Origin of the sequence: Kitasatospora sp. NBC_00039, assembly GCF_045160625.1 — a bacterium.
Classification (GTDB): Bacteria; Actinomycetota; Actinomycetes; order Streptomycetales; family Streptomycetaceae; genus Kitasatospora.
Genome location: NZ_CP108289.1, coordinates 4,810,994 through 4,826,224 on the forward strand (window position 1 = coordinate 4,810,994; position 15,231 = coordinate 4,826,224).

20 protein-coding genes and 1 pseudogene are annotated in these 15,231 nt (G+C 70.4%); 13 read left to right on the top strand and 8 right to left on the bottom strand.

Going from position 1 to position 15,231, the window contains the following annotated elements:
* Nucleotides 1-48 precede the first annotated feature (48 nt).
* Both OG286_RS21285 and OG286_RS21290 read right to left on the bottom strand, forming a co-directional pair.
* A complete protein-coding gene (locus OG286_RS21285; protein ID WP_405360441.1) occupies nt 49-318 on the bottom strand; it encodes a DUF2087 domain-containing protein in 270 nt (89 codons plus the stop codon).
* 54 nt (nt 319-372) lie between these two features.
* Entirely contained in the window at nt 373-1,035 is a 663-nt protein-coding gene (locus OG286_RS21290; RefSeq protein ID WP_405365673.1) for a TetR/AcrR family transcriptional regulator, read from the bottom strand.
* An 84-nt stretch (nt 1,036-1,119) separates the two neighbouring features.
* Between OG286_RS21290 and OG286_RS21295 the strand changes: the two genes are divergently transcribed.
* The 4 genes from OG286_RS21295 to OG286_RS21310 all read left to right on the top strand — a co-directional run bounded on the left by OG286_RS21295 (nt 1,120) and on the right by OG286_RS21310 (nt 4,198).
* A complete protein-coding gene (locus OG286_RS21295) occupies nt 1,120-1,515 on the top strand; it encodes a DUF4345 domain-containing protein (protein ID WP_396324061.1) in 396 nt (131 codons plus the stop codon).
* A gap of 102 nt (nt 1,516-1,617) precedes the next feature.
* Nucleotides 1,618-1,959, top strand: a complete 342-nt coding sequence (locus OG286_RS21300; protein WP_396324060.1) for a DoxX family protein — start codon at nt 1,618-1,620, stop codon at nt 1,957-1,959.
* A 410-nt stretch (nt 1,960-2,369) separates the two neighbouring features.
* Nucleotides 2,370-3,212: a papain-like cysteine protease family protein gene (locus OG286_RS21305; protein WP_396324059.1), complete on the top strand. Its 843-nt coding sequence runs from the start codon at nt 2,370-2,372 to the stop codon at nt 3,210-3,212.
* Nucleotides 3,213-3,226: 14 nt separating this feature from the next.
* Nucleotides 3,227-4,198, top strand: a complete 972-nt coding sequence (locus OG286_RS21310; RefSeq protein ID WP_405365674.1) for a hypothetical protein — start codon at nt 3,227-3,229, stop codon at nt 4,196-4,198.
* A 121-nt stretch (nt 4,199-4,319) separates the two neighbouring features.
* Here the strand turns inward: OG286_RS21310 and OG286_RS21315 are convergent, their stop codons facing one another.
* Entirely contained in the window at nt 4,320-4,910 is a 591-nt protein-coding gene (locus OG286_RS21315; protein WP_396324057.1) for an HhH-GPD-type base excision DNA repair protein, read from the bottom strand.
* A gap of 385 nt (nt 4,911-5,295) precedes the next feature.
* Here OG286_RS21315 and OG286_RS21320 point away from each other — a divergent pair, with 385 nt between their 5' ends.
* The 3 genes from OG286_RS21320 to OG286_RS21330 all read left to right on the top strand — a co-directional run bounded on the left by OG286_RS21320 (nt 5,296) and on the right by OG286_RS21330 (nt 7,988).
* A complete protein-coding gene (locus tag OG286_RS21320) occupies nt 5,296-6,291 on the top strand; it encodes a hypothetical protein (protein WP_396324056.1) in 996 nt (331 codons plus the stop codon).
* Between the two features lie 235 nt (nt 6,292-6,526).
* Nucleotides 6,527-7,156 carry a hypothetical protein gene (locus OG286_RS21325; protein WP_396324055.1) on the top strand — a complete coding sequence of 210 codons (630 nt, stop codon included), beginning with the start codon at nt 6,527-6,529 and terminating at the stop codon, nt 7,154-7,156.
* A 109-nt stretch (nt 7,157-7,265) separates the two neighbouring features.
* Nucleotides 7,266-7,988: a DUF6461 domain-containing protein gene (locus tag OG286_RS21330; protein WP_396324054.1), complete on the top strand. Its 723-nt coding sequence runs from the start codon at nt 7,266-7,268 to the stop codon at nt 7,986-7,988.
* A 21-nt stretch (nt 7,989-8,009) separates the two neighbouring features.
* On the opposite strand, the gene OG286_RS21335 is transcribed toward OG286_RS21330, so the two are convergent.
* Nucleotides 8,010-8,141 (bottom strand): DUF397 domain-containing protein, encoded by a 132-nt coding sequence (locus OG286_RS21335; RefSeq protein WP_396324053.1) that lies wholly within the window; start codon nt 8,139-8,141, stop codon nt 8,010-8,012.
* The gene (locus OG286_RS21340) at nt 8,104-9,051 is read right to left on the bottom strand and encodes a helix-turn-helix domain-containing protein (protein ID WP_396324052.1); all 948 of its coding nucleotides are present in this window, start codon (nt 9,049-9,051) and stop codon (nt 8,104-8,106) included. The genes OG286_RS21335 and OG286_RS21340 overlap by 38 nt, the downstream gene beginning before the upstream one ends.
* 173 nt (nt 9,052-9,224) lie before the next feature.
* Here OG286_RS21340 and OG286_RS21345 point away from each other — a divergent pair, with 173 nt between their 5' ends.
* Together OG286_RS21345 and OG286_RS21350 are read left to right on the top strand one after the other, a co-directional pair.
* On the top strand, nt 9,225-9,551 hold the full coding sequence (locus tag OG286_RS21345) for a hypothetical protein (protein WP_396324051.1): 327 nt from the start codon (nt 9,225-9,227) through the stop codon (nt 9,549-9,551).
* A gap of 30 nt (nt 9,552-9,581) precedes the next feature.
* Entirely contained in the window at nt 9,582-9,806 is a 225-nt protein-coding gene (locus OG286_RS21350; protein ID WP_396324050.1) for a hypothetical protein, read from the top strand.
* 125 nt (nt 9,807-9,931) lie between these two features.
* On the opposite strand, the pseudogene OG286_RS21355 reads toward OG286_RS21350, so the two are convergent.
* Together OG286_RS21355 and OG286_RS21360 are read right to left on the bottom strand one after the other, a co-directional pair.
* A pseudogene (locus OG286_RS21355) lies at nt 9,932-10,030 on the bottom strand (GNAT family N-acetyltransferase); the annotation flags it as partial.
* Between the two features lie 69 nt (nt 10,031-10,099).
* Nucleotides 10,100-10,648 carry a TetR/AcrR family transcriptional regulator gene (locus OG286_RS21360; RefSeq protein WP_396324049.1) on the bottom strand — a complete coding sequence of 183 codons (549 nt, stop codon included), beginning with the start codon at nt 10,646-10,648 and terminating at the stop codon, nt 10,100-10,102.
* Between the two features lie 176 nt (nt 10,649-10,824).
* Here OG286_RS21360 and OG286_RS21365 point away from each other — a divergent pair, with 176 nt between their 5' ends.
* Nucleotides 10,825-11,616: an SDR family NAD(P)-dependent oxidoreductase gene (locus OG286_RS21365; RefSeq protein ID WP_396324125.1), complete on the top strand. Its 792-nt coding sequence runs from the start codon at nt 10,825-10,827 to the stop codon at nt 11,614-11,616.
* 74 nt (nt 11,617-11,690) lie between these two features.
* Here OG286_RS21365 and OG286_RS21370 read toward each other — a convergent pair whose 3' ends face one another.
* Nucleotides 11,691-12,425 (bottom strand): helix-turn-helix domain-containing protein, encoded by a 735-nt coding sequence (locus OG286_RS21370; RefSeq protein ID WP_405365675.1) that lies wholly within the window; start codon nt 12,423-12,425, stop codon nt 11,691-11,693.
* A 229-nt stretch (nt 12,426-12,654) separates the two neighbouring features.
* Here OG286_RS21370 and OG286_RS21375 point away from each other — a divergent pair, with 229 nt between their 5' ends.
* From OG286_RS21375 to OG286_RS21385, 3 genes are read left to right on the top strand one after another with little or no spacing between them, the layout of a single operon-like run.
* Entirely contained in the window at nt 12,655-13,323 is a 669-nt protein-coding gene (locus tag OG286_RS21375) for a DUF4097 family beta strand repeat-containing protein (RefSeq protein ID WP_396324047.1), read from the top strand.
* A gap of 31 nt (nt 13,324-13,354) precedes the next feature.
* On the top strand, nt 13,355-14,341 hold the full coding sequence (locus OG286_RS21380) for an ATP-binding cassette domain-containing protein (protein ID WP_405360436.1): 987 nt from the start codon (nt 13,355-13,357) through the stop codon (nt 14,339-14,341).
* Complete coding sequence (locus OG286_RS21385) at nt 14,338-15,126, top strand: ABC transporter permease (RefSeq protein ID WP_396324045.1); 789 nt, start codon at nt 14,338-14,340, stop codon at nt 15,124-15,126. The genes OG286_RS21380 and OG286_RS21385 overlap by 4 nt, the downstream gene beginning before the upstream one ends.
* The last annotated feature ends 105 nt before the right edge of the window (nt 15,127-15,231 follow it).

The following is a 15,231-nucleotide window of genomic DNA, read 5'->3' on the forward strand; positions in this document are numbered from 1 at the left end:
AGGGTTTCGCGGCCGGCCTGAGGGTTGCGCGGGTGGATCGGGGGGTGGTCAGGAGGTGCGGCGGTAGCTGCTGCCGTCCTTGGGGCGGGTGAGGTGGCCGCCCTCGACCAGGAGGCGGCGCAGGGCCGGGTAGTCGTCGTGGACCGTCCGCAGCGCGTCGTTGACCTGGTGCTCGGTGTAGGCGCGGTCCGCGTCGAAGAGGGTGCCGGCGAGGTGGGTGAGCAGCTGCTCGCGGCGGGCCGCCTTGCGGGGGATCGTGGTCAGCCGGCCCTCGCCGGAGAAGAGGGCGGACACGCTGGGCGCGGTGGTGTCGGTCATCCGTCGAGCGTCGCGCGGCACGAGGTGGGCGGGCAACACGTTTTCGCCCGGTCGTTACCGCGGCCAGTCCGGGGCGGGGTCGGTGGCGAGGAGCGGGCGGACGGCCCCCAGCACGGCGCCGATGCAGACGTCGCGCAGCTCGGTGCGGGTGCAGGTCTCCTTGGTGAGCCAGTCCACGCAGAGCACCTGGACGAAGACCAGCCAGCTCTTCAGGACCCCGGAGACGGCCTCGCGCGCGCCCGCGTCGGCGAGCGGGAGGACGCCGAGCAGGCGGGCGCGGAGGGCGTCCAGCTCGTTGGTCATGATCGTCTGGATCACCGGGTCGCCGGCGAGGACCCGGTTGGCGGCGAGGACGGCGTTGCGGTTGGCGATGAAGTAGTCGAGGTGGGTGTCCATGCCCTGGGCGAGCTGCTCGGCCAGGGTGTCGGCGGGGTCGAACCGCGTCTCGGCGAGCAGCTGGTCGGCTGCCTGCTGGTACACCGCGGCGAAGAGGTCCTGCTTGCCCGGGAAGTGGCGGTAGAGCAGCGCGCGGGAGACGCCCGCCTGCTCGGCGATGTCCTCCATCAGCACGTCCTCGTAGGGGCGCGCGGCGAAGAGCTGCGCGCCGACGGCGAGGAGCTGGGCGCGGCGGTCGGCGGGGCTGAGGCGTCGGCGGGGCCGGTCCTGTGGGCTCTGTGGGCTCTGTGGGCTTTGCTGACTCTGCTGGCGGGGAGGCACGGGGGAAGCCTACTTGACACGTGTCCACTAGAGGTCCCTACTTAAGTAGACGTGTGTCAACCAGCAGTGAGGGGTGAGTCGGTCATGGCAAGGGTCAAGGCTCTGCGGTTACTTGCGTGGGCGATGGGGATCGCCGACGTGGCGATCGGGCTCCTCCACGTCCTGGGCGGCAACGCCGCCGTCCCGGGCGCGGCGGACGCCGGCCCGACGGTCGACAGCATGGGCCGGTTCTTCGGCGCGATCTTCGCCGGGTACGGGCTCGCGTGGATCTGGGCGGCCCGGCAGACGCCGGTCCCGGCCGCGGCGGTCCGGGTGCTGACAGGCGTCTTCCTGCTGGGCGCGCTCGGGCGGGTGCTCTCGATCGCCGTGGAGGGGTGGCCGCACGGGTTCCAGGTGGGCCTGATGGTGCTCGAACTCGCCCTGTCCGCGCTGTACTTCTGGCTCGCCGACGCGGACGAGAAGGCACTCGCACGGGCCTGACGCAGCATCCGGACAAATCTTCGGCAGGCGTGTCACGTTCGCGCGGTGCGGCGGGTCAGAGGGGTGAGAGAGCGCGAGAGACCCGCAACCGAGGAGAATCCGATGTCCGTCGCTTACGTCGTCGTCACCGTCCTGGCCGCCGTGATGGCGGGCTTCTCGGGCGGGTCGATCTTCGCCCGCGCCGCGTACGTGGTGCAGCCGCTGGCCGACTACGGGGTGCCGCAGTCGTGGTGGAACTGGCTGGGCGCGGCGAAGGTCGCGGGGGCGGTCGGCCTGGTGGTCGGGTTCTTCCTGCCGGTGATCGGGGTGCTGGCCGCGATCGGCCTGGTGCTGTACTTCGGCGGTGCGGCCATCACCGTGGCCCGGGCGAAGGCGTACGGGCACATCGCGTTCCCGCTGATCTACCTGGCGCCGGCCGCCGCCTCGCTGGTGCTGTTCGCCTGACGGTGGCTCACCGCAGCGCCCGTGCCCGGCACTCCTCGCGAGTGCCGGGCACAGGCGTCGACCGACCGACGGGGCGGGAGACGCTCCATAAGCACTGCTTCGGAATGCCGAATCGCCGCTTCTGGAATCATCATCGACAGTAACATTGCACTAACTGTGTGCAATTTTACGCATCGGCGAGATGTCTTGGAATCTTCTCCGGGCGGTAATGATTGTGTAACTGTGGACTAGACCAAGTCGCGTGACCAGTCGACAACATGCGGGATAATGAACAAAGTTGACTAAACGTCACATCCTTGGGTTGAAAGCGGGATCACCGTGTTCGGAATCGCTCGTTCCGGTCATCGTGTGGTTCTGCCAGACTCCCCGGAATTCAGTTTTCACCGCAAACGGGGAGTGCGATCTGACGCATGAGCAGACACCGTAGAAAGTCACGTCGGACGGCGGTGGTGGCGGCCGCCGCCACCCTGCTGGCCGGCACGATCGCGTTCGGCCTGGGTGTGACGGCCCAGGCGGACCTGGTCAAGGGCACTGTCGTCGGGGGACAGGGCAACTACAGCACCGTCAACGAGCGTGTGCTGCCGTCACTTTCGGCCCAGACCACCGGCCAGGCCCAGGTGGGCGACCGGATTCCGATGATCTGCCGCACCACGGGCGACACGGTCGAGAGCAACAACCGATGGATCTGGTCCGGCGCCTTCTACATCGCAGACGCCTTCATCAGGGAGAACACCGGCAACCTGCCGGTCTGCAGCTCCACCCGGCCGACCAGCTGGACGGCGCTCGACATCACCATGCAGAAGCAGGTCCAGGACCAGTGGTGCTGGGACGCCTCCGGCCTGACCATCGCCAACTACTGGGGCTACACCCAGTACAACCAGTACGACTTCTGCCGCCTCGCTGCGCAGGGCCGTTGGCTGGACTGCAACGACAAGCCCGCAACGCTGGAGGACATGGCCAACGGCCTCTCCCGGATCGGCTTCCGCAACACCGGCTACGGCCTGAGCCGCAACGCGACGTTCAGCGAGGTCTCCAACGAGATAGCCGGCGGCCGCCCGCTCGCCGTGCGGATCGGCTGGCGGTCGGGTGGCGGCCACATGAACGTCATCTACGGCTACGACAGCACCAGCAACATGATCGCGGTGGGCGATCCGTGGCCCAGCACGCAGACCTACACCTGGTGGAACTTCGACACCTACGTCAACAACAACTCGTTCCAGTGGACCCACTCGCGAACGGGCATCCACGCATGAGGAGGCGAACGGACATGCAGAAGCCGAGCATTGTCGCTCTCACGGCCGTGGCACTGGCTGGGGTGGTTGCCGCCACTACACCGGCGTGGGCCGAGGGCGGGACCGGGCCGAGCGTCGCGGCCGACGTGCCGGACTACGGCGCCGCACAGCAGGTGCTCCACTCCGGACAGACGCAGACCACCGTCTCCCGCTTCCTCGGTGCCGTGAAGAACGCCGCCGCGCCCGGAGGTGGCGGCACGGGTGCCGACGGGGGCGCCACGGGCGCGCGGCCGAACGCCCCGAAGGCGGTGGGTGCGCCGGCGTTCGAACTGAAGGACCCCGTCCCGCTGTACGAGCTGTCGCCGGGCTTCGTCTCGGGCAAGGCCCAGCCGACGGCGCAGGGCGCGTTGAACCTCTCCTACCTCGTCTCGCGGGTGAACGCCGCCGACGGCCATCAGGCGGCCGTGCTGCTCGCGCCCCAGGCGAAGGGCGGCAACGCCTGGCAACTGGCCGGCATCCGGGACGGAGACAGCGAGGTCAAGCTGGCGGAGGGCGCCACCGCCGGTGCCCGCACCTTCGGCGAACCGCAGATCCACGCCTGGTACCGGCTCACGCCGAGCGGTGACGTCGTGCCGCTCAACTCCGAGGCCACCAAGGGCTTGGGGGGTCGCCAGAACATCACGCTGGCGGACTATCAGAAGCTGGTGTCCGGGCGGTATGCGGACAAGCAGCCCGGCTCCGGGTACGACCAGAAGGGCCTGGCCGGCGGCTTCGGACTGGTGGATGGCGCCCAGGCGGCGGTCGGGGAGCAGCCGGTGGCCGACGCGCAGTCGGTGACCGAGCAGCCGGTGGCCGACGCGCAGCCGGCGCCCGACGCGCAGCCGGTGGCATCGGCCGAGTCGCATACCGCCGGATCCTGGCAGACCGCGGCCGCCGGGGCGGCGGCCGTACTGGTGGTCGCCGGAGGCGGGATCCACCTGCGCCGTCGTCGCGCAGCGGATCGCTGAGGGCCCGGAGGGCGCCGGCCGCCGCGTCGCTGGTGTTGTTCTCCTGAGGCGGAGGCTCTCCGTCGCGCCGCCCGTGCCCGGCACTCCTCGCGAGGGCCGGGCACGGGCGGCCGCGGCGTGATCAGGCCTTCGCCTTGGCCTCCTTGGCGGCGCGCTTCACCTCCTGCTTGTGGGCGCGCACCTTCTCCAGGGACTCCGGGCCGGTGATGTCCGCGACCGAGTGGTACGCCCCCTCCTCGCCGTACGTGCCGGCCGCCTCGCGCCAGCCCTCGGGCTGCACGCCGTACTGCTTGCCGAGGAGTGCGAGGAAGATCTGCGACTTCTGCTTTCCGAATCCGGGGAGGGCGTTGAGGCGGCTGAGCAGCTCCCGGCCGGACTTGACGTCCCGCCAGAGGCCGGACGCGTCCCCGTCGTACTGGGCGACGAGGAACTGGCAGAGCTGCTGCACCCGCTTGGCCATCGCGGCCGGGTAGCGGTGGACGGCCGGCTTGGCGGAGAGGATGGCGACGAACGCCTCCGGGTCGTGGACGGCGATCTCGTGCGCGTCGAGGTCCTCCCGCCCGAGCCGCTGCGCGATGGTGAGCGGGCCGGCGAACGCCCATTCCATGGGCACCTGCTGATCGAGCAACATCCCGACGAGCGCGGCGAGCGCGCTGCGCCCGAGCAGTTCGTCGGCCTCAGGCTGCTGCGCGAGCCGGACGGTGACGTTCATGGGCAAGCCCTCCTCGGATCGTGGAGACGCGGGTCGCCGCCCAGTCTGGTGGACGGGGGAGGAGGGGGCGGGGTCAACACGCCCAGAGGTGGGGAATCCCTGGAGTGACTGGGTGGTTCGTTGGCGTAGTTGTTGCGCCGTCAGGTATTGCGCGGGATATTCGTCTGCTTGCCCGGCGCGGGGCTTGATCAATCGTGTCCGGATCGATCGGTTTTCCGGAGGCCGGCTCAATCAACTGCGGGCGGGAACGGTCGTTTGGCGCCGATAACGTCAACAGGATTTGCGTAAAAGGCTGTTGTGGTACGTTCCGTGGCCTAACGGAAAATAGGCGACCCCGGCGGTGCTGCGAACACCCCGGGGCCCGGCACCAGGAGAGCAACTCCCGATGCGTATCCATCGTACCGAACAGGTACGCCACTTCACCGTGCTTCCCAACGGCCTGTTGCAGGACCGGCGGCTGAGCTACACCGCCCGCGGGCTGCTCGCGGACCTCCTCTCCCGGCCCGACGGATGGCGCGAGGACGGCCGGCACATGGCCGACACCAGCCCGCAGGGGCGCGGAGCCGTCCGGCGGGCGCTGAAGGAGCTGGTCGACGCCGGGTACTACCGGGTCGAGAAGATCCGGATGCCCGACGGGACGATCCGCAGCGAGGCGCACGTGTACGACACCCCGCAGCGGGGCCGGGCGGCGGCCCCGGGTGTCACCCGTCCGGCGGCCGGTGGAGGGAGCGCCGGGTCCGCAGACACCCTTTTAAAGGACCGAGAGCAAGAACCCTCCCTCCCCCCGGAGTTCGTCGGCACGGCCGACGAGGCCGAGGCGGCCGAGGCGGCGGATCTGGCTGGAACGGCCGGTGCGGCTGGTGCGGTCGGTGCGGCCGATGTGGCCGACGAGGTCGGCGAGGTCGGCGAGCCGGACGGGCGGGTGCGGGAGGCGGTGGCCGTGCTGTTCCGGGTGATCCGGCCGGAGCCCCGGCTGCGGCTGGGCGAGGCGGAGGCGATGGCCCTGGCGCCGCTCGTCGTGGAGTGGCTGGAGCGGGGGTGCAGCGTGGAGGACATGGCCCGGGCGTTGCTGCCCGGGTTGCCCGTCCCGATGCACTCGGCGGCGTCGGTCCTGCGGTACCGGTTGAAGCAGAAGAAGCCGCCCGCGCGTGCTCCCGAGCCGCCTGCTGCGGCGCCCCGGCTCGCGGAGTGCGCCGAGTGCCGCGATCCGGTGCCGGAACCGGGCATCTGCCGTCCCTGCGCGGGCCTCGGAAGGCGGCCGGTGGCCGTCGGCGGCGGAGCGGCGGCGACTGCCAGGGGTGTGGCACGGGCACGGGCGGTCCTGCTGGCCGGGAAGGCGGCGCTGGCGGGTTCTGGGCGTGGGGGCGCGACGGTTGCTTGAGCTCTTGCAGCCCTCGCTCGGTTCGGTCGAACCGAGCGAGGGTGTGCGAACCACCGACGACCGGCTCGGCGGCCGGGCCGGCGTGCCACTTCGGGTTGGTCGACTCGCCGCCCGTGGGCGCGACAGTCGCGTAGCGCCTCCGCCGATGCATCGGTCGAGGACGGTGTTCCTCCGAGGCTTCACGGCCTACCATCGCTTGGCGGGCGTGGGGTGGGCACAAGGGGAGGTGCTGCCAGTGCTGGCACGCGACTACGGGTACCGGGTGTCGGAGCGCCCTGCCGGGGAGGTGACGCCCCACACGCTCGAGGCACTGGATTCGGCGGTGGCCGAGGTGCGGCGGCAGGTCGGCAGGGACGCGATAGCGGGATACGTGCTGGGGGGAATTCCGCTCGGAATCGGCGGCTGGGCATGGGCAGGCCCCGGTGCCGCATTCATAGGGGCACTCCTGGGGGCGGCAATCATGAGCTCCCTGTTCGGTGCCATCACTAAGGGTCGAATAGGCGTGCTGGAAGCGCGGCGGAAGATCCTCGTCGAGCAGCCGTGGCAGGTCTGGCCGTGTCGCCTCGTGGACGTGAGCGGATCCGTGCCGCGCAGAGTACTTCTGCTGGCGCCCGACGGGACGGTCGCCGCGGCCTACCAGAACCTGCCCGAGTCGGCCTGGCTCGGGATGACCGACGGGCGCGGCCTCATCTGGTTCGCGGGAGACATCCGCTTCAATGCCGTGGCGGCGATGCCAGGGGGCGATCCGTGGTGGGAGGTCCAGCCGGCGCCCGCTCCTGCCCCTACGGGTGCCCTGCAGGCCGAGATCCAGGAGCAGCTGGTGCGGGAAGCCGTCCAGTTCACGTTCGACCAGTGGTTCTCCTGATGCTGGTCCCGGCCGGCATCGCCTCGATCGGGACGGTGCTCCGGGGCGTCACGCCGGGCGCGGTCGCCTGGCAGCGGCTTCGTCAGTGGTCGCTGACAGGATGCGGTGCATGAACTCAGTGACAGCGGCCGACTACAGCTGGATCCGCTCCTCGGGCTCGCCGTTCCGGTACGCCTTCGGTGTCGGGTACTCCCTCACGCTGGTGCGGGGTGTCTCGCCGGAGGAACTGCTCACGCTGGTGGGGGCCGAGCCGCGTGGTGAGTGCGAGGGGTTCGAAGAACTGATCGAGGAGCACCAGGAGTTCGCGGAGGAGCAGGACGACTGGGCGGAGTCCTCGCTCGTGGGGGCGTTCACCGTGCCGGGAGACGGGGGCGACTGGGTGCTCGCCCTGGAACTCGGAGGCGACCTGGGGATGCGGCCGCGACTCATGGAAGCCCTGTCCGCCGGCACGCGGGCCGTCTCGCATTCGGGCAACGCCGGGAAGCCCATGGACTTCTTCCGCTGGTACGAGAACGGCGCGTTGCGGACCACCTTCGAGGGGCCCGCGCACCGGAGCGGCAGCACCCCCGACGAGCTGAACGCCGTGATGAGGGAGGTCGGACTCGACCCGGCCGGCGACGGCGATCCCGCCGTCGATCGCAAGGCCGCCGTCCTGGCGCTGGCCGAGCGCCTCGCGGGCGTACGGGTGACCGGGGAGCTGTTGCGGGACGCCGAGTACCGAACGGGTGAGGTGCCGGAAGAGCCCGACGAGGAGTGGACGGGCGTCGTCATCGACGTCACGGACGCGCAGGGCGAGCGGACGTACGTCGAGGTGCGGCGGGATCAGCTCTGACGGGCGTCGCTGTCCGGCAGCTCAGGCGTCGAACTCGCCGGTGTGGACGGCGGCGATGAAGGCGTCCCAGGCGGCGGGGGTGAAGAGGAGGGCGGGGCCGTGGGGGTCCGTGCTGTCACGCACCGGGACGTGGTGGGGGTAGCCGGGGGCCACCTCGATGCAGTTGCCGCCGTTGCCGTCTGAGTAGCTGCTCTTGCGCCACAGTGCGGTCGTCAGATCTGGGGCCAGGGACATGGGCGTTCAGTCCTCTCATGATTCCGCGGATCAGTCGGACAGACTCCGCCTCGGACAGCGCTGCTGCACGGATCCGATCATAGTCAGCGACCCAACTCCGGACCTGGTCTGGTTCGTCGATGAAGTGCCCGCGGTCCAGGCTCTCGGAGTAGATGCGGCTACGCCCGTTCGGCATCTCCAACAGCACCATCCCGGACATTCTGACGCTCGCTGCTGCCGCGTACGGGAGCACCTGAACGACGACGTTTCGACGCTGCATACGTGCAAGAAGGTGCTGCAGTTGCTCACGCATCACTGCGGGGCCGCCGATCGGCCTCTCCAGCGTCGCTTGTTCCTGGATCGCGATGAGGAACGGTTCGTTGCCGCCGATGAGGAGACGTTCTTGACGCTCCAGCCGAGCGCGCACCAGAGAGTCGATCTCCTCGGGGCCGAGATCCCCGTTTTGGGCATCGAAGAGTGCCCGCATGTAACTCTCGGTCTGTAGAAGACCTGAGATTCGACCTGTGTGCAGCTCTCGGATGGCGAGCGCCTTCGCCTCCGACCTCGCGAACTCCTGGAACCAGTCCGGGTGGTAATCGTGCAAGTACGGCGCGACTAGCTCATAGCTTCGAACCAGGTGGCCGCCGGCTCCGAGCGCCTTGTCGAACATCGCCGCATCCTTGAGCGTCGGCGGTGCCTTGCTCAACTCGAACTGCGACACGCGGGTCTGATGGATGCTCACCATCACGGCCAGTTCGTCCTGTCGCAGGCCCGCCGCCTGTCGCCAGTGGGCGAGTTCGTCTCCCCAGGTCCTGGGCCGGTCGCCCGGATCCACCTTCCTGCGAGCCATCTCGGCCCACCTCCCCCGCTGTAAGAGCGCCTGAAGTGTCTTGTGGAAACCCTTGGTTATCCCACGGTCACAGACCGACACTTCCATCGCAAGGGATTCGCGAAAACGCGACGGCTCTCGCGTTCCTCCTGCGCTCCTCCCGCATCGGATCGTCCTCGAACAGTGGATTAGATATGACGAACCTCATCATCGAGCGGAACTTCCCGCCGTGCCTCTGCGCGAACTGCAACGACGCCATCCCCGAGGCCCGTCTCAACAGCGACAGCCTCACCCCCGTCGCGCCCGCGCCCGTCCCGACCGCCGTCCCGCCGGTCCTGCCGTACCGGCCCGTCCGCCGGGGTGAGGCCGTCTTCGACGTCCGCAGTGGGCGGTGGGGCGCGTTCATGGCCTTCCACCACGGCGTGGTCTTCCTCCGCCCGTTCGGCGGCGGCGTCGAGTGGGACACCGACCCCCGCTGGCTCTCGCAGCACAAGCCGCCGACGGCGCCCGCCGCCTTCTGAGTCACTCAACTCCGCACCCGAGGAGCCACCATGAGCATGCTGGGCAGGATGACGGCCCACGACCGCCGGCGCGCCGCCGATGCCTTCGACGACTTTCAGGCCACCCTCGCCGCCGCCGGTCTCACCCTCCCCTCAGCGGGCGTGGACTGGCGGTCGGCCCGGACCACGGGCGTTGTGCTGATCGACCTGGGCGCCGTCCGGGCGGACGTCATCGAGCGGCTCACCGACCTCATCCGCAAGGGACTTCGCGGGTGAGCCCGTCCGCAGTGGACTTGTCGCCAACTCCCCCTGTCCTCAAGTCGAGTTGCCGGAAGGGGTCGGCCCGACGGGCGAGATCCCGTGTTCACCGGGACGAACACGGGATCTCGCGCGTCCGGGCGTCAGAGCGGCGCCAGGATCATCAGGACCTCGTCGCGATCGTCGCCGGGCGCGAGGCGGAGAGCGCCCGGCCAGCGACCGACCTCCCGCCGGCCGAGGCGGTGCTGTTCGTCTGAGCGGTCGGGCGGGGGAGGGGGGAGCCGGGTCATCCGCTCGCCCCTCCCGGCGTTTCAGCGGGGGCCGAGGCCGTCGAGGAGGGTGTCGACGACCCGGGCGGCGAGTTCCTCCGGGGTGTCGTCGGTGCCGGGGTGCGGCTGGGCGGCCTCGTGGATCAAGGCGTAGTAGACGCGGCGAACCCAGGCGAGGTCGGCGTCGGGGCGCAGGATGCCGGCGTCGCGGGCGTCTGCGAACAGGCGGTTGCAGCGGTCCAGCACCTCGGCGTGGATGCGGGCGGTCTCCGGGTCGTCGGGGAGGGCGGTGCCCATCGCGAACCCCCAACCGATCTTCACCCGGAGGACGTTGGCGGTCACCTGGTGCAGGGCGACGAGCGGCGGGGTGTGGTCGCCGACCGCCTCGACCGCCGCGTGGAACTGCCGGGTGGCCCAGGCGGTGAGGGCGGCGAGCAGGGCGTCGCGGGTGGCGAAGCGGCGGTGGACGGTGGTGCGGGCGACGCCGGCGGCCTCGGCGATCTGCTCCATCGTGGCGGCCGGGTTGGCGCTCAGGACGCGTTCGGCGGCTTCCAGGATCGCCCGGACGGTGCGCTCGGTGTCCGCTCGCATCGGCCGCCCCTCTCTCGTTCGTGTGGTCGGGCTCGTTCGGTTGGTCGGGCCTCGTGGTTCGGCCGAAGGGTACAGCGGAGTTGCTACTCGCCCGATAGTTGCAACATTAGTGATGCATATCTTAGCTTACTTGCATCATGAGTGACGCAACGTTGTGGGCGTTGGAGGGGTGCAACATGGACATGCAGCTGAGCGGCAAGGCCGCTGTGGTGACCGGGGCGAGCCGGGGGATCGGGCTGGCCGTGGTGGCCGCGCTGGCGGCCGAGGGGGTGCGGGTGGTGGCGGGTGCCCGCACGGTGACGCCCGAGCTGGCGGCGACCGGGGCCGTCGCCGTCCCGGTCGACCTGTCGACGCCGGACGGTCCGGCCCGGTTGATCGAGGTGGCGACGGCCGAACTCGGCGACGACGTCGACCTGTTGGTGAACAACGTGGGCGGCGGTGACGGCGGTGGGGAGCAGCTGGGCGGCTTCCTCTCGTGCGACGACGAGCAGTGGCGGCAGTCCTTCGACCTCAACCTGATGGCGGCCGTCCGCACCACCCGGGCCGCGCTGCCCGGGCTGGTGCGGCGGCGCGGCACGATCGTCAACATCTCCTCCAACGGCGCCCGGATGCCGCACGCCGGGCCCGTCCCGTACACGGTGGCCAAGGCCGCGCTGACGGCCTTCGGGAAGGCGCTGGCCGAGGAGTTCGGGTCGAGCGGGGTGCGGGTCAACACCGTCTCGCCCGGCCCGGTGCGGACGGCGATGTGGGAGTCGCCGACCGGTTACGGTGCAGCTCTGGCCACGGCGTTGGGGCTGGAGCAGGAGCAGCTGCTGGCCGCACTGCCGGGGACGGCCGGCATGACCACCGGCCGGCTGGTCGAACCGGCGGAGGTGGCGGCACTGGTCGTCCACCTGGCCTCGCCGCTCGCGGGGAGCGTCACCGGGGCGGACTTCCTGATCGACGGCGGTTCGGTGAAGACGGTCTGAGGCGGGGCGGGGCCGGTGGGGACACGGGGTTCCTCACCGGCCGCACCGCCCGGTCCGCCCGGTCCGACCACGGCTCAGGTGGTGCGGTCCGAGGGCGTCGTGGACTTCGTGTGGAGGATGTCGCGGGCCTGCTCCGCGGCGCGGGTGATGCTCTCGCTGATGAAGGCGACGAAGCGGGCGATGTTCTCCAGGCGGATGGCGGCCGGGGTCTGGGGGCCGAGGATGCCGACGCCCTGCCGTGCGGTCTCGGCGAGCTGAGCGGTGCTGCGGGCGCTGGCCATCATCGACTGGTACCAGACGTCGTCGTCGACGCGGTAGCGCTCGCGGCGGCGTTCGTCGCGTTCCCGGCTGACGAGGCCCTGGCCTTCGAGGAACGTGATCGCCTTGGAGATGGACGCCGGGCTGACCTGGAGGCGGTGGGCGAGTTCGGCGGCGGTGAGGCTGCCCTCGTCCGCGAGGGTGAGGCAGGTCAGCACCCGGGCCGTCATGTTGGGCAGGCCCGAGGCGATGAGGATGGTGGTGAAGAGCTCCTCGTACTCGCGCACGGCTTCGGGGTCGCGTCCGTGGGGCTGCTCGGGCGTCTGCGGCCCTTGGGGCGTGGTCTGCCTGCGCCGGTGGGTGCGGCGTTCGGTCGCCCGGTGGGCCAGGTCGGCGCGGTAGGCGGTGGGGCCGCCGTTGCGCATGACCTCGCGCGTGACGGTCGAGGTGGGGCGGTCGAGGCGCCGGGCGATCTCCGCGTAGGCGAGGCCGTCGGCCAGTCCCAGTGCGATCTGTTGGCGTTCCTGCTGGGTGAGCCTGCCTCCCGGCATTGCGGTCTCCTTCGTGGTCCGTGGTGTCTCCGGACCCCAGAGTAGCGTTCACTTTCAATCCAATGCAACGCAAGGGGCGCCTGGCGTTGCGTTAGATTTAGCACTGTTGCAACGATATTTGCACTCTGACCTGCACTGATGCTCGCCGTACGCAACGTACTTGTTGCGTGGATCTCGAATGCAACGTAGCTTTTCCGTTGTTAGAAACAACGAGCGCAGGAGAGACACCATGCAGAAGTTCGCCACCGCCGCCCCGATCACCGCCGTCCTGGACATCCCCGCCGGACGCGTCCGCCTCATCGCCGCCGACCGGGCCGACACCACCGTCGAGATCCTCCCCGCCAACGCCGCCAAGAGCCGCGACGTCAAGGCGGCCGAGCAGATGGCCGTCGACTACCAGGACGGCGTCCTGCGGATCGAGGCCCCGGAGGCCAAGAACCGGATCTTCGGCAACTCCGGAGCCGTCGAGGTCACCATCCAGCTGCCCGCCGGATCCCGTGTCGAGGCGAAGACCGCCGCCAGCGAGTTCCGCGGCGTCGGACGCCTCGGCGACGTCACCCTGGACACCGCCCAGGGCACGGTCAAGCTCGACGAGACCGCCGACGCCACCATCACCGTCCAGGACGGCGACATCACGGTCGGCCGCCTCTCCGGCCTCGCCCGCATCACCACCCAGCGGGGCGACATCGAGATCGCCGAGGCCATGCGCGGCACCGTCGAACTGAGCACCCAGTCCGGCGACATCACCGTCGGCGCCGCCCGCGGCGTCTCCGCCTCCCTGGACGCCGGCACCGCGTACGGCCGCATCCACAACGCGCTCAAGAACGCCGACGACACCCCCGGCCTCGCCATCCGCGCGACCACCTCCTACGGCGACATCACCGCCCGCAGCATCTGACCAACCGCAGCCCTCACAAGGAGCACCTCTCATGACCAACCTGGCCATCGCGGCGAACGGGCTGCGCAAGTCCTACGGCGACAAGGCCGTCCTCGACGGCATCGACCTGGCCGTCCCCGAGGGAACGGTGTTCGCCCTGCTCGGGCCGAACGGTGCCGGCAAGACCACCACCGTGAAGATCCTCTCCACGCTCATCACCGCCGACGACGGCCAGGCGCAGGTCGCGGGCCACGACCTGGCCGCCGCCCCGCAGGCGGTGCGGGCCGCGATCGGCGTCACCGGGCAGTTCTCCGCCGTCGACGGCCTGATCACCGGCGAGGAGAACATGCTCCTCATGGCGGACCTGCACCACCTGTCCAAGCGTGAGGGCCGCCGGGTCACCGCCGAGCTGCTGGAGCGCTTCGACCTGGTCGAGGCCGCGAAGAAGCCCGCCTCCACCTACTCCGGCGGCATGAAGCGCCGCCTGGACATCGCGATGACCCTGGTCGGCAACCCGCGCATCATCTTCCTCGACGAGCCGACCACCGGCCTCGACCCGCGCTCCCGCCACAACATGTGGCAGATCATCCGCGAGCTGGTCACGGGCGGCGTCACCGTCTTCCTCACCACCCAGTACCTGGAGGAGGCCGACGAACTCGCCGACCGCATCGCCGTCCTCAACGACGGCCGGATCGCCGCCGAGGGCACCGCCGAGGAGCTCAAGCGCCTCATCCCCGGCGGCCACGTCCGGCTCCGGTTCTCCGACCCCTCCGCCTACCGCGACGCCACCGCCGCCCTGCGCGAGGTCACCCGGGACGACGAGGCACTGGCCCTGCAGATCCCCAGCGACGGCAGCCAGCGCGAACTGCGCGCCATCCTCGACCGCCTCGACACCGCCGGCATCGAGGCCGACGAACTCACCGTCCACACCCCCGACCTCGACGACGTGTTCTTCGCCCTCACCGGCAACGACCCCCACATCCCCACCCAGACCGGCCGGCCCACCCAGCCGAACCAGCCCAAGGAGAACGTCCGATGAGCTCCCTGTCCCTCGCCGTGCGCGACTCCTCCACCATGCTGCGCCGCAACCTCCTGCACGCCCGGCGCTACCCGTCGCTGACGCTGAACCTGCTGCTGACGCCGATCATGCTGCTGCTGCTCTTCGTCTACGTCTTCGGCGACACGATGAGCGCCGGCATGGGCGGCGGTGCCGATCGCTCCGCCTACATCGCCTACCTCGTCCCGGGGCTGCTGCTGATGACCATCGGCAGCACCACGATCGGGACCGCGGTGTCCGTCTCCAACGACATGACCGAGGGCATCATCGCCCGCTTCCGCACGATGGCGATCCACCGCGGCTCGGTGCTCATCGGACACGTCATCGGCAGCGTCCTGCAGTCGGTGGCGAGCGTGGTCCTGGTCGGCGCCGTCGGCGTGGCCATCGGCTTCCGCTCCACGGATGCCAGCGTCCTGGAGTGGCTGGCCGCGTTCGGGCTGCTCGTGCTCTTCGCCCTGGCGCTGACCTGGATCGCCGTCGGCATGGGCCTGATCAGCCCGAGCGCCGAGGCGGCCAGCAACAACGCGATGCCGCTGATCTTCCTGCCGCTCATCTCCAGCGCCTTCGTCCCGGTCCACTCCATGCCCGGCTGGTTCCAGCCGATCGCCGAGTACCAGCCCTTCACCCCCGCCATCGAGACCCTGCGTGGCCTGCTCCTCGGCACCGAGATCGGCCACAACGGGTGGCTCGCCGTCGCCTGGTGCCTGGGCCTGGCCGCACTCGGCTACCGCTGGTCCACCTCCAGCTTCAACCGCGACCCGAAGTAACCGCCGTGACAGCGCGGGCCACCTCCCGCAACCCGTCCCGCCCCAGGGCGGCGTACCCCGACACCGCGTCGGGCCTACGCCGCCCTTCGGCATTCCCCCGTCACC